We start from the raw sequence: 12,929 nt of genomic DNA on the forward strand, positions 1-12,929 counted from the left end.
TGCGGCGTGCCTGAGGGTGACATCCTCGCGCGCACCGCACGACGGCTCGACGAGGCCCTCGCGGGCCGGGTGCTGGTGCGCAGCGACCTGCGCTGGCCCACCGCGGCGACCGTCGACCTGGTGGGGCGGACGGTGCTCGGCACGGCGTCGTACGGCAAGCACCTGCTGACCCGGTTCGACGGCGGCCGCACCCTGCACACCCACCTCCGGATGGACGGGTCCTGGCGGATCGCCCGGACCGGCTCCCCCGGCGCCCGGGCGGGCGCCCCGCACGTGCGCGCCGTGCTTGCCAACGAGACCTGGACGGCGGTGGGCGAGCTCATCGGGATGCTCGACGTCGTGCCGACCCGCGACGAGCACACGCTGATCGGGCACCTCGGACCGGACCTGCTCGCCGACGACTTCGAGACCGCCGGGCTGCCCGAGGTCCTGCGCCGGTGGGCGCTGCGCGGGTCGACTCCGGTGTGCGAGGTGCTGCTCGACCAGACCGTCGTCGCGGGCATCGGCACGATCTACATGGCCGACTCGCTGTTCCTGGAGAAGATCTGGCCCTGGACGCCGGCCGACGAGGTCGCCGACCCGTCCCGGCTGCTGCGGGTCGCACGGGCGATCATGCAGCGCTCGGTCGGGTCGTCCTCGCCGTCGACGACCGGCGAGGTGTACCGCGGGCGGGAGACGTGGGTGCACGGGCGGCTCAAGGAGCCGTGCCGGCGGTGCGGGGCACCGATCCGCCGCGGGCTGGCGGGCCACCCCCCGACGGAGCGGCCCGCGTACTTCTGCGGCGTCTGCCAGCGCCCGGCCGCCCCCGCGGCCTGACCCGCCACCGAGCGGGTCCGGACGCGACGACGCCCGGTGGCCCGCCGAGCGAAGGGCGGGACGACCGGGCGTCGTCGGTGTCTGGGGTGGGTTCCCCGTGCGGTCAGCCGACCGGGGTGAGCTCCGGGCGTCGGCGCCAGGTGCTGTCCTGGCCGCCCAGGGCCGAAGCCAGGTCGACCGGGACGGTGTCGGGGATCAGCAGACCCTCGGCGACGGCGATGCGGTCGCTCACCTCGCGCAGCACGAGCGACATGGGCACGTCGAGCGCCTCGCAGATGCTCGCGAGCAGCTCCGACGACGCCTCCTTCTGACCCCGCTCGACCTCGCTGAGGTACCCCAGCGACACCCGGGCGGCGGAGGACACCTCGCGCAGGGTGCGTCCCTGCCGCTGGCGGGCATCCCGCAGCACGTCACCGATCTCTCGGCGCAACACGACCATCTGGCGTCCCCCTCTCATGTCCCGATCCTGCTCCTGCCGCGCCGTCTGCTGGCCCGCAGCAGCGGGCCGGACGACGGCGGCACCCTTGTGGCCCCTCGCGGGGAGGCTCCCACCGTACAGTGCGCTCCCCGGACGGGCAGCGCCGGGACGGCTGGTGGGCCTGGTGTTCATCACGATCTCCACAACGCGTGCACGACCCCGCGTGTTCCCGGACGTCAGGACGCGTCGGCGGGCCGGACCGCGGACAGCGCCTCCCGCAGCACCGCGGCGCAGGTCGCGGCCCGGATCGCGGCGCGATCGCCGGCCAGGGCGAGCGTGCGCACGACGGTCCCGTCCGGGGTGGCGACGGCGACGTGCACCGTCCCGGGTGAAAACCCGTCCTGCGGGTCGGGCCCGGCGACGCCGGTGGTCGCGAGGCCCACGTCGGCGCCGACGACGCCGCGCACGCGCTCGGCCATCTGCCGGGCGACGTCGGGGTGCACCGCCCCGTGCTCGGCGAGCAGCCCGGCGTCGACCCCGAGCACCGAGCCCTTGACGTCGGTGGCGTAGGCGACGACGCCGCCGCGCACCGACCGGGACGCGCCCGGGACGTCGACGAGGCTCGCGACGACCTGGCCGCCGGTCAGCGACTCCGCGGTGGCGACCGTCCAGCCGCGTCCGGCGAGGGCGGCCAGGAGCGCCTCGGCGACCCCCTGCGCGCCCGGCGCCGTCGTCACGCCGGGTCGCCGTGCGGGGACGTCGTCCCGGTGGCCGCCGCGTGCCGGGTGGCGTCGACGCCCCCGGCCGCGTGCTCGCGGTGCACCCGGACGGCGGTCCGCACGTAGTCGGCGCCCGTGACCAGGGTGACGACGACCGCGGCGCCCATGAGGACGCTCGCGACGACGAGCACCGCGGTGGGCAGCTCGGACAGCGGCAGCAGGAACAGGCCCACCGCGAGGGACTGCAGCACGGTCTTGATCTTGCCGCCGCGCGACGCGGGCAGGACCAGGTACCGGAGCAGGAAGAACCGCATCACGGTGATGCCGATCTCCCGGACCAGGATCGCGGCGGTGACCCACCAGCTGAGGTCGCCGATCCAGGACAGCCCGACCAGCGCCGTGCCGATCAGGGCCTTGTCGGCGATCGGGTCGAGCAGCTTGCCGAGGTCCGTGACCAGGCCGAGCCGCCGTGCCAGGTAGCCGTCGAGCCGGTCGGTGGCCGCGGCGAGCGCGAAGATCCCCGCGGCGACCCAGCGCCACACCGGGTCGTCCCCGCCGTCGACCAGCAGGGCCCACGCGAAGAACGGCACGACGGCGATGCGCAGCACCGTCACGACGTTGGCGACGTTCATCGGCGAAGGGCGGGTCACCCCGACAGCCTACGGGCAGCGGGCGCGGTGCACGGCCCCGACCTGGCCCCCACGCCCGTACCGGGTGGCCCGGGAAGCGGCGTCAGCGCAGGTCGTCGGCGTCGTCGTAGTAGTCGACGGCCTCGGGCGGCTCGCCGGGCATCCGGCCCTCCGGCGCGGCGTACCGGTCCTCGCCGGCCGGTGCGCCCCCGCCCGGTGCGCCCGCGCCCGGGGCACCGCCGCCCGACCCGGGCTCCGGCTCGCCGCGCAGCATCGCCAGCGTCCCCGGCAGGTCGTCCGGCTGCACGAGCACCTCGCGCGCCTTCGACCCCTCGGAGGGGCCGACGATCTCGCGGGACTCCAGCAGGTCCATCAGGCGGCCGGCCTTGGCGAACCCGACCCGCAGCTTGCGCTGCAGCATCGACGTCGAGCCGAACTGCGAGGTGACCACGAGCTCCGCGGCCTGCAGCAGCAGGTCCAGGTCGTCGCCGATGTCCTCGTCCACCTGCTTCTTGGCCGCCGTGACCGCGACGTCCTCGCGGTACACCGGCTTGAGCTGCTGCTTCACGTGCGCGACGACGGCGTGGATCTCCGACTCGGAGACCCAGGCGCCCTGGGTGCGCATCGGCTTGGCGGCGCCCATCGGCAGGAACAGGGCGTCGCCCTGGCCGATCAGCTTCTCGGCGCCCGGCTGGTCGAGCACGACGCGGGAGTCGGTGAGCGACGACGTCGCGAACGCCAGGCGGGACGGCACGTTGGCCTTGATCAGACCCGTGACGACGTCGACCGACGGCCGCTGCGTCGCGAGCACCAGGTGGATGCCGGCGGCGCGCGCGAGCTGGGTGATGCGCTGGATCGACGCCTCGACGTCGCGCGGGGCGACCATCATGAGGTCGGCGAGCTCGTCGACGATCACCAGCAGGTACGGGTACGGCGCGATCTTCCGCTCCGAGCCCGGCAGCGGCTTCACCTTGCCGGCCTTCACCGCGACGTTGAAGTCGTCGATGTGCTTGAAGCCGAACATGGCGAGGTCGTCGTACCGCGCCTCCATCTCCCGCACCACCCACTCGAGGGCCTCGGCGGCCTTCTTCGGGTTGGTGATGATCGGGGTGATGAGGTGCGGGATGCCCTCGTAGATCGTGAGCTCGACGCGCTTGGGGTCGACCAGCACCATGCGGACCTGGTCGGGCGTCGCGCGCATGAGGATCGACACGATCATCGAGTTCACGAACGACGACTTGCCCGCGCCGGTGGCGCCCGCGACGAGCATGTGCGGCATCTTCGCGAGGTTCGCGGTCACGTAGCCGCCCTCGACGTCCTTGCCGACACCGATCACCATCGGGTGCTCGGAGCGCCGGGCCGCGCTGGACCGCAGCACGTCGCCGAGCGACACGGTCTCACGGTCGGTGTTCGGGATCTCGATGCCGATGGCCGACTTGCCGGGGATCGGCGACAGGATGCGCACGTCGGCGGACGCCACGGCGTAGGCGATGTTCTTGCTCAGGGCCGTGACCCGCTCGACCTTGACGCCCTTGCCGAGCTCCACCTCGTAGCGCGTCACGGTCGGGCCGCGGGTGAAGCCGGTGACCTGGGCGTCGATCTCGAAGTTCTCCAGCACGCTGGTGAGCGCCTCGACCACGCGGTCGTTCGCGGCGGAGCGCACCTTGTGCGGCGCGCCCTTCGCGAGCGCGTTCTCGTCCGGCAGCGTGTAGAGCACGTCGCCGCCGAGCATCGGCTGCTCGCCGCGGGGCACGCCGGTGGTCGGCGGGGCGACCGGCTCCGGACGCGGGGCTGGAGCCGCGGCGGCGGACGCGACGCCGACCGCCGTGACGGCCTGGGTCGGGGCGGTGCTCGGCTCGACCACGTCCGCGTCCGCGTCGTCCTCGGCGTCGAGGACCGCGGTCGCGTCCTCCTCCTCGCGGCGCATCCGCTCGACGTACGCGGCGCGCTCGAACGCCTCGTCGCCCGCGTAGCCGTCCAGGCCGTCGGGGTCCTCGGGGTCGGCCGCGGCGCGCTTCTTGAGCCGGTCCATGAGCTTCCGGCGCGAGGGCTTGGCGGGCTCGTCGTCGATGGCCGTGTGCCCCGCGTTGATCACCAGCGGGGCGTCCTCGTCCTCGGCCTCCTCCTCGCGGTGGTTGCCGGTGAGCCGGTCGTAGACCCCGCGCAGCCGCGGCCCGATCTGGTTGACCGGCGTCGCGGTGACGACCAGCACGCCGAAGAACGCCAGCAGCACCAGCAGCGGCACGGCCGCCCACGCGGTCACCAGGCTCACCAGCGGCGTGCCGACCAGGTAGCCGACGATGCCGCCCGCGTCCCGGACCGCCTCGAAGCCGTTCGACGGCGCGGGCAGCTCCTGCTGGACGTGCACCAGCGCGCACGCGGCGAGCGTGATCGCCGTGAGGCCGATGCTGATCCGGGAGTTCGCCTGGTTCCGCTCGGGGTGCCGCATCAGCCGGACCGCGATGCCGACCAGCGCGACCGGGACCGCCACGGAGACCCGGCCGAACGTGCCGGCGACCACGACGTGCACGGCGTCGCCCGCCATGCCGTCCAGGCCCCACCACTCGCGGGCCGCGACGACGATCGCCAGGGCGATGAGGAAGAACGCGGCGCCGTCACGACGCAGCGCCGGATCCAGGTCCCGAGCGCCGTGGCCCACCCGGCGGGCGGCGCCGCCGACGACGTGGGCGCAGCCCATCCAGATGCCGCGCACGATCCGGATCGGCAGCGCGGGGCGCGGCGGCGGGGGCGGGGCGGCGTTCTTCGCGGACCCGCGGGCCCCGGGGCCGGACGCGCGCGCCGCCGGCGCCGCGGCGCGGGTGCGCGACGACGGCGCAGCCGCACGGGTGGCGGTGGAGGACGGACGGGCGGCCATGATCCTCACGGTAGCGGGCACGCGGGTGCGGGGCGGGGAGCCCGCGCCGGTAAGGTGCGTGTCGGTGACGACCGCCACAGCGCGCACACAGGGCCGCCGCTCCGCGCAGCGCCCCGCGCAGCGCCTCGCCCCGCGCAGCGCCTCGCCCCGCGCAGCGCCTCGCCCCGCGCCGCCCGAGGCGCGCCTGCCAGGACGCCTGGCCTGCACCCGTCCCGGGGTTCCGCGCTGGGGAACCCCGGGCCTCCTGCCATCTCGGCGTCGAGGGCGACGCGCGGGCGGCCTGCGGCGGGCGTCGGTGCGTGGTGGGACGCTCGGGGCATGACCGACCGCGTCAGCGCCGACCAGATCCGCCGGTACCGCGTCCGGGCGCAGCAGCTCGACCGCTCCCCCGACCCTCGCCGCGCCGCCACGGACGCCGTCGTGCTCGACGCCGGGGTCCAGGACACCGGGCCGGACGGCGCGCTGTGGGCGCTCGCGCTGCGCGGCGTCCCGGTCTCCGCCGGTGCCTGGCCGGACGATCTCGCGCTCGCCTGGAGCGTCCGTGGGGCGCCGCACGCCTATCGCCGCGCCGATCTGCCCGCGGTGCAGCGCGCCCTGCGGCCCTACTCGGACGCGGACGCGGGGAAGCGGATCTACGACGCCGCGAAGCCGCTGCGGGCCGCGGGGCTCCGGCCGGTCGACGCGCTCGCACGCGTGGCGCGGACGATGCACGCCGTCGTCGACGAGCCCACGGCCAAGGGCGCGCTGTCCACGCGGATGACGGCCGAGCTCGACCAGCCGTACCTGCGCTGGTGCCGGCCCTGCGGCGCGACGCACATGTTCGAGATGCCGTTCCGGCTCGGCGCGCTGCACGCCGGGCTCGAGCTGGAGCCGGGCACCTCTCCCCCGGTGCTGCGGCGGTCACCGGGGTTCCCGCCCGGGCAGGTGGGCGCGGTCGACCGGGGCGAGGACGGCCCCGGCCCCGCCGACGACGCCGCGCACGACCTGGTCCGCGGGGTGCTGCACCTGCTCGGGCCGGCGACCTCGAGGGACGTCGCGGCGTTCCTCGACGCGCCGGTGGCCGACGTGAAGCGGCGGTGGCCGGTCGACGCGGCTCCGGTCGAGGTCGACGGCGCCGCGGCCTCGGTGCTGGCGGACGACCTGCCCGCGCTGCTCGGCCCCGGTGCCCGGGACGACGGGCGGGTCGTCCGGCTGCTCGGCCCCTACGACCTGTTCCTCCAGGCCCGCGACCGGCACGTCCTGGTCCCGGACCCGGCGCGCGCGACGGCACTGTGGCCGGTGCTCGGGCGCCCCGGAGCGGTGCTGGCCGACGGCGAGGTCGTGGGCACCTGGCGTCCGCGCGCGCGGGGCAGGCGGCTGGCGCTGGAGCTCGACCCGTGGGTGCCGTGGGACGCGACGCTGGAGCGCACCGTCGCGGAGCAGCACGAGCGCCTGGCCGCCTTCCGCGGCGCGGACCCCGCCTGACCGCCCCGGCCCGCCCGCCGAGTTCGGACCTCCCGGCCCGGTTCGGTGGTTCCTCGCACCGAACCGGGCTGCTGCCACCGAACCGGCGACCCCGCCCCCGACGCACGGACGGCCCGGGCGCGCGCACCCACGGGATGCGCGCGCCCGGGCCGTCCGGTCGAGCAGGGGCCGTCAGGCCTCGACGACCACCGGGATGATCATCGGCCGGCGGCGCAGGCGGTTGGACGCCCAGCGCCCGACCACGCGCCGCACGACCTGCTGCAGCTGCTGGGTGTCGACGGCCCCGCCGCGCGCCGCGTCCTCGAGCGCCGAGGTGACGTCCGGGAGGATCGCGTCGAACACCTTGTCGTCCTCGGCGACGCCGCGGGCGAGGATCTGCGGCTTGCCGAGCACCTTGCCGTCGGTCGAGCTGATCACCGCGAAGATCGAGATGAAGCCCTCGTCGCCGAGGATCCGGCGGTCCTTGAGGTCGGCCTCGGTGATGCCGCCGACGCTGGAGCCGTCGACGAACACGTACCCGCAGGGCACGGCGCCGACGACGGACGCCCGGCCGTCGACCAGGTCCACGACCACGCCGTCCTCGGCGAGCACCACGCGGTCGGCGGGGACGCCGGACTTCACCGCGAGCGCGCCGTTGGCGACCAGGTGCCGGACCTCGCCGTGCACCGGCATGACGTTGCGCGGCTTGAGGATGTTGTAGCAGTACAGGAGCTCGCCGGCGCTGGCGTGGCCGGAGACGTGCACCTTGGCGTTGCCGCCGTGCACGACGCGCGCGCCTAGCCGGGTCAGGCCGTTGATGACGCGGTACACCGCGTTCTCGTTCCCGGGGATGAGCGACGACGCGAGGATGACGGTGTCGCCGGGGCCGACCGAGATCTTGTGGTCGTTGTTGGCGATCCGGGACAGCGCGGCCATCGGCTCGCCCTGCGAGCCGGTGCACATGAGCACGAGCTCGTCGTCGCGCACGTCGTCGAGGCGCTTGGCGTCGACCAGCACGCCGTCCGGCACCTTGAGGTAGCCGAGCTCGGCGGCGATCGTCATGTTGCGGATCATCGACCGGCCGACGAGGGCGACCTTGCGCTCGTGCGCGGCGGCGGCGTCGAGCACCTGCTGCACGCGGTGCACGTGCGAGGAGAACGACGCGACGACGATCTTGCGCGCGGAGGTGGCGAACACGTTGTCCAGCACCGGGCCGATCTCGCGCTCGGGGCTGACGAAGCCCGGGACCTCGGCGTTGGTGGAGTCGACCATGAACAGGTCGACGCCCTTCTCCCCCAGCCGCGCGAACGCGCGCAGGTCGGTGATCCGGCCGTCAAGCGGGAGCTGGTCCATCTTGAAGTCGCCGGTGTGCAGCACGGTGCCGGCGCCGGTGGTGACCGCGACGGCCAGCGCGTCCGGGATCGAGTGGTTGACCGCGACGAACTCGCAGGAGAACGCGCCGATCTGCTCGGTCTGCCCCTCCTTGACCGCGTGGGTCAGCGGCGTGATCCGGTGCTCCTTGAGCTTCGCCTCGACGAACGCGAGGGTCAGCTGCGAGCCGATCAGGGGGATGTCCTGGCGCAGTCGGAGCAGGTAGGGCACGGCGCCGATGTGGTCCTCGTGCCCGTGGGTGAGCACGATGCCGTCGACGTCGTCCATCCGGGCGGCGATGTAGCCGAAGTCCGGGAGGATCAGGTCGACGCCGGGCTGGTGGTCCTCGGGGAACAGGACGCCGCAGTCGATGATGAGCAGGCGGCCGCCGTACTCGAGGACGGCCATGTTGCGGCCGACCTCACCGAGGCCGCCGAGGGCCACGATGCGCAGGCCCCCCTCGGGCAGGGCGGGCGGCAGGGCGAGGTCGGGGTGCGGGTGGGACATGCTTCTCCTGGATCTAGGCGGAGAGGACGCCGGCGATGCCCGCGGCAGCGAGGCCGGCGCGCACCGCCTCGACGTCCTCGTCCGACGCGGCGACGTTGGGCAGCCGCAGGTGTCGGGACGGGATCAGGCCGAGGGACCAGACGGCGGCCTTGGCCGCGACCGCCTGGAAACCCCGGCCGTTGAGCGCGTCGATCGCCGGTGCGATCGACAGGAAGATCTCGAGCGCGCGGGCGTGGTCGCCCGCGTCGTGGGCCGCGGTGAGCGCGGCGAGCTGCGGGCCGGCGACGTGGCCGACCACGCTGACGACGCCGGCGGCGCCGTGCGCCAGGAACGGCAGGTAGAGCGAGTCGTCGCCGGAGTACCAGGCGAGCCCGGTCACGGCGGCGGCCTTCGCGGCGCCGTACAGGTCGCCCGTGGCGTCCTTCATCGCGACGACGCGGTCGTGCCGCGCGAGCTCGACCAGCGTCTCGACGGCGAACCGCACGCCGGTGCGGCCGGGTACGTCGTAGAGCATCACCGGCAGCGGCGTCGCGTCGGCCACGGCGGTCACGTGCGCGACCAGGCCCGGCTGCGAGGGGCGCGAGTAGTAGGGCGCGACGACCAGCAGCCCGTCCGCGCCGGCCTCGGCGGCCTGCTCGGCCATCCGGACCGCGTGCAGCGTGTCGTTGGAGCCGGCCCCGGCGACGACGGTCGCCCGGTCCCCCACGGCGGCGACGACCGCCTGCACCAGCTCGGCCTTCTCGGGCGCGTGCGTGGTGGGCGACTCCCCCGTGGTGCCGTTGAGCACCAGGCCGTCGTGCCCGTGGTCCACGAGGTGCGTGGCGAGGGAGACGGCGGCGTCGAGGTCGACCGAGCCGTCCTCCCGCATGGGCGTCACCATCGCGGTGAGCACCGCGCCGAAGGGACGCGACGGGGTGGCGGGGAGCATGGCCTCAACGGTACCGCCCCGCGCCGGAGCCGGTCGCACCCGTCTCGGGGTGGACCGGCCCGGCGCGGGGCGGGGCGTGCTCAGGGGTGTCAGGACGCGCGGGCCGCGAGCCAGCCGGCCAGCCGGTCCGGCCGGTCGGTGATGACCGCGTCGACGCCGAGGTCGACCGCCGCGGCCCAGTGCTCGGGCTCGTTGAGCGTCCACACCTGCACCTGCAGGCCGGCGGCGTGCAGCCGGGCCACCAGGTCCGGGTGCGCCACCAGCAGCGGGCCGTACGGGTTGACGGTCATGACGCCGAGCTCGCCCGCGACGCGGACCACCTCGTCGACCCCGCCGTCCTCCGGCACCTGGAAGATCAGCAGGCCCCGGCGCAGGTCGGGGTCCGCCGCCGCGAGCGCCCGGACGGACTCCGGCCAGAACGACTGCCCGATCACCCGGTCGGCCAGCCCGGCGGCGCGGATGGCGTCCGTGACCGGCCGGACCTGCTCGACGGTGAAGGCGCCCTTGAGCTCGAGCAGCAGGTCGATCCCGGGACGCCGGACCATCAGGTCCAGCACCTCGGCGAACGTCGGCACCCGCTGCCCGGCGTAGGCGGCCGCGAACCAGGAGCCCGCGTCCAGGGCGCGCACCGCGTCGAGGGTCATCTCGGCGACGACGCCCTGCCCGTCCGTGGTGGCGTCGACGGTGTCGTCGTGGATGACCACGACCTCGCCGTCGGCGGTGGGCTGGATGTCGATCTCGATGCTGTGCGCCCCCGCCCGCCACGCCGCCTCGAACGCGGCGAGCGTGTTCTGCGGGGCGACGGCCGAGTTGCCGCGGTGCGCGACGACCGCGGGCGCCCCGGCGCCGGGGCCGCCCTGCTGGGCGACCCCGGCCACCGGACCGGTGACGGTTCCGGTCACAGGTACGGCTCGACGTTCTCGGAGTACGCCGTCTCGATCTGCGGCGTGACGGACCCGAACGCCTCGGCCGGGTCGGTGCCCTCCAGGACGATCTGCTCCAGCGCGTCGGTCAGCAGCGCGTCGGCACCCGGCACGAACACCCGGATGTAGTCCTGCGGGCGCGCCTTCTCCGCCAGCTGGTCGACCGCGGTGCGGAACTGCGGGTACTGCTCGTAGACGGCCTGCATGGTGTCGGACTCGACGGCCGAGGTGCGCACGGGCATGTAGCCGGTCGCCTGGGAGAACGTCGCGGTGTTCTCGGTGTTCGTGAGGAACTCGAGGAACATCGCCGCCGCGAGCTGCTTCTCCGGGGTGCTGGAGGACGAGATCGCCAGGCCGGTGCCGCCGGTGGGCGTGCCGCCGCCCTGCGGGCCGTCCGGCAGGTAGGCGGTGCCGACCTCGAACGAGGCCGCGTCGAGCGCGCCCTTGAGCGAGCCGGTGGAGCCGATGGTCGACGCGATGAGGCCGGACGCGAAGTCCGTCATCGAGTCGTCCGCGGAGACGGTGGCGATGGCGTCGTCGCCGTGGAACAGGTCGCGCAGGAACTCGCCGCCGGCGACGGCCTCGTCGGAGTCGAGCGTCACGTCGAACTCGTCGGAGTACTGGCCGCCCTGGCCCCAGATCATGTTCTCGAACCACCAGGCCGACCACGACGTGCCGAGCGACAGGCCGAACGGCGAGCCCTCGGCCGGGACCTGGGCCTCCAGGGCGGTGCTCCACTCCTGGAGCTGCTCCCAGGACTCGGGGCCCTCGTCGGGCAGGCCCGCGGCCGCCCACATGTCCTTGTTGTAGTAGAACAGCGGCGTCGAGCGCGCGTACGGCGCGGCCCAGTGCTGGCCGTCGTACTCGTAGTCGCCGTACAGCCCCTCCTGGAAGTCGTCCGCGTCGGCGTCGATCGCCTCGAAGACGTCGTCCAGCGGCATGATCTGGTCGTTCAGGTGGTACCGGAACCACCAGACGTCGGACGCGATGACCAGGTCCGGCTTCTCGTCGGTCTGCGAGGCGGCCTGGAACCGCTGGGCGACCTCGTCGTAGTTCGCGCCGGCCGTGACCAGGTTGACCTTGATGTCGGGGTTCTCGGCCTCGAAGTCGGCGATGAGCTGCTCCTCCACGGCCTGGGACTGGCCGGGGTGGTTGCTCCACCAGGTGATCTCGGACGCGGGCTCGACCTGCGACCAGTCGGTCGCCTCGGCCGCGGACTCGTCGGACGAGGCGGCGGTCGACGGGCCGCCGCACGCCGTGAGCGCGAGCGTCGTGCCGGCGACGGCAGCGGCGATGACCAGGGTGCTGCGGCGCCTGCGGGGGTGGGACACGGTGGTGCTCCTTCGGGGGTTCGCGCGCCGCGTGGCGGCGCTCGGGGGCTGACGGGCGCGCGGGGGCGCGACCGTCGGTGGCGGCCGGCGGACCGGCCACGTCGGGGCGGGTCAGCCGGTGACGGCACCCGCGGTGAGGCCGGCGACGAGCCGGCGCTGCAGGACCAGGAAGACGAGCAGGATCGGCAGCGTCACGACGACCGTGGCGGCCAGCAGCACGCCCCAGTTGGTCAGCCCGTCGATGTTCTGCAGCAGGGTCAGGCCGATCGGCAGCGTCATCTTGTCGGCGCGGTCGATGACCAGGAACGGCCAGAGGTAGTCGTTCCACTCGGTGACGACGGACACGAGCGTGACCGCCGCGATGGTCGGGGTGCTCATCGGGACCACGAACCGCCACAGCTTGCGCCAGTGGCCGGCGCCGTCCAGCTCCGCGGCCTCCAGGATCGAGCCCGGCAGGGTCAGGAAGTGCTGCCGGAACAGGAAGGTGCCGAACGCGCTCGCCAGGCCGGGCACGAGGATGCCCTGGTAGGTGTTCAGCCAGCCGAGCTCGGCGACCAGGGTGTAGTTCGGGATGATCGTGACCTGCGGCGGGATCATCAGCGTCGCGATGACCAGCCCGAACACGAGCCGCTTGAACGGGAACTCCAGGAACACCAGCGCGTACGCGCAGGTGAGCCCGAGCACCACCTTCAGGCCCGCGCCGACGACGGTGAGGCCGACGCTGTTCAGCAGCAGCCGGCCCAGCGGGACCGTGTCCGCGGCCTGGGCGTAGTTGTCCAGGCTGGGCGCGCCCGGCAGCCACTGCACCGGGAACTGGTAGAGCTCGGCCGGGGTCTTGAGGCTGGCGAGCAGCAGCCAGACCAGCGGGGCGCCGAGCACGACGGTCGCGAGCACCATCGTGACGTAGCTGGCGACGTGCGGGCGCTGCCGGCGGCCCGGGCGGGACGACGCGGCGGTGGGCCGGACGTC

Annotated in this window: 11 protein-coding genes; 2 read left to right on the forward strand and 9 right to left on the reverse strand. The window is 74.5% G+C overall.

The window, feature by feature from the left end:
- Positions 1-6 precede the first annotated feature (6 nt).
- The gene (locus G6556_RS03950; protein ID WP_166938798.1) at positions 7-816 is read left to right on the forward strand and encodes an Fpg/Nei family DNA glycosylase; all 810 of its coding nucleotides are present in this window, start codon (positions 7-9) and stop codon (positions 814-816) included.
- Between the two features lie 103 nt (positions 817-919).
- Here G6556_RS03950 and G6556_RS03955 read toward each other — a convergent pair whose 3' ends face one another.
- From G6556_RS03955 to G6556_RS03970, 4 genes are all read right to left on the reverse strand, one after another.
- Entirely contained in the window at positions 920-1,255 is a 336-nt protein-coding gene (locus tag G6556_RS03955; RefSeq protein ID WP_158373248.1) for a helix-turn-helix transcriptional regulator, read from the reverse strand.
- A 215-nt stretch (positions 1,256-1,470) separates the two neighbouring features.
- On the reverse strand, positions 1,471-1,971 hold the full coding sequence (locus G6556_RS19355; protein WP_166938800.1) for a nicotinamide-nucleotide amidohydrolase family protein: 501 nt from the start codon (positions 1,969-1,971) through the stop codon (positions 1,471-1,473).
- Positions 1,968-2,585: a CDP-diacylglycerol--glycerol-3-phosphate 3-phosphatidyltransferase gene (pgsA, locus tag G6556_RS19360; RefSeq protein ID WP_166938814.1), complete on the reverse strand. Its 618-nt coding sequence runs from the start codon at positions 2,583-2,585 to the stop codon at positions 1,968-1,970. Before pgsA ends, G6556_RS19355 begins: the two co-directional genes overlap by 4 nt.
- A gap of 100 nt (positions 2,586-2,685) precedes the next feature.
- The gene (locus G6556_RS03970) at positions 2,686-5,457 is read right to left on the reverse strand and encodes a DNA translocase FtsK (RefSeq protein ID WP_166938802.1); all 2,772 of its coding nucleotides are present in this window, start codon (positions 5,455-5,457) and stop codon (positions 2,686-2,688) included.
- Between the two features lie 318 nt (positions 5,458-5,775).
- Between G6556_RS03970 and G6556_RS03975 the strand changes: the two genes are divergently transcribed.
- Positions 5,776-6,921 (forward strand): crosslink repair DNA glycosylase YcaQ family protein, encoded by a 1,146-nt coding sequence (locus G6556_RS03975; protein ID WP_166938803.1) that lies wholly within the window; start codon positions 5,776-5,778, stop codon positions 6,919-6,921.
- Between the two features lie 171 nt (positions 6,922-7,092).
- On the opposite strand, the gene G6556_RS03980 is transcribed toward G6556_RS03975, so the two are convergent.
- The 5 genes from G6556_RS03980 to G6556_RS04000 form a co-directional block, all read right to left on the reverse strand.
- Complete coding sequence (locus G6556_RS03980) at positions 7,093-8,778, reverse strand: ribonuclease J (protein ID WP_166938805.1); 1,686 nt, start codon at positions 8,776-8,778, stop codon at positions 7,093-7,095.
- Between the two features lie 13 nt (positions 8,779-8,791).
- Positions 8,792-9,706 carry a 4-hydroxy-tetrahydrodipicolinate synthase gene (dapA, locus tag G6556_RS03985; RefSeq protein WP_166938807.1) on the reverse strand — a complete coding sequence of 305 codons (915 nt, stop codon included), beginning with the start codon at positions 9,704-9,706 and terminating at the stop codon, positions 8,792-8,794.
- Positions 9,707-9,795: 89 nt separating this feature from the next.
- On the reverse strand, positions 9,796-10,608 hold the full coding sequence (locus G6556_RS03990) for a glycerophosphodiester phosphodiesterase family protein (protein WP_346774708.1): 813 nt from the start codon (positions 10,606-10,608) through the stop codon (positions 9,796-9,798).
- Positions 10,605-11,960 (reverse strand): ABC transporter substrate-binding protein, encoded by a 1,356-nt coding sequence (locus tag G6556_RS03995; protein ID WP_166938808.1) that lies wholly within the window; start codon positions 11,958-11,960, stop codon positions 10,605-10,607. The genes G6556_RS03990 and G6556_RS03995 overlap by 4 nt, the downstream gene beginning before the upstream one ends.
- Positions 11,961-12,071: 111 nt before the next feature.
- A partial coding sequence (locus G6556_RS04000) for a carbohydrate ABC transporter permease (protein ID WP_346774709.1) occupies positions 12,072-12,929 on the reverse strand: 858 nt, incomplete at its 5' end.

Origin of the sequence: Cellulomonas sp. IC4_254, from assembly GCF_011603975.1 — a bacterium.
Classification (GTDB): Bacteria; Actinomycetota; Actinomycetes; order Actinomycetales; family Cellulomonadaceae; genus Cellulomonas.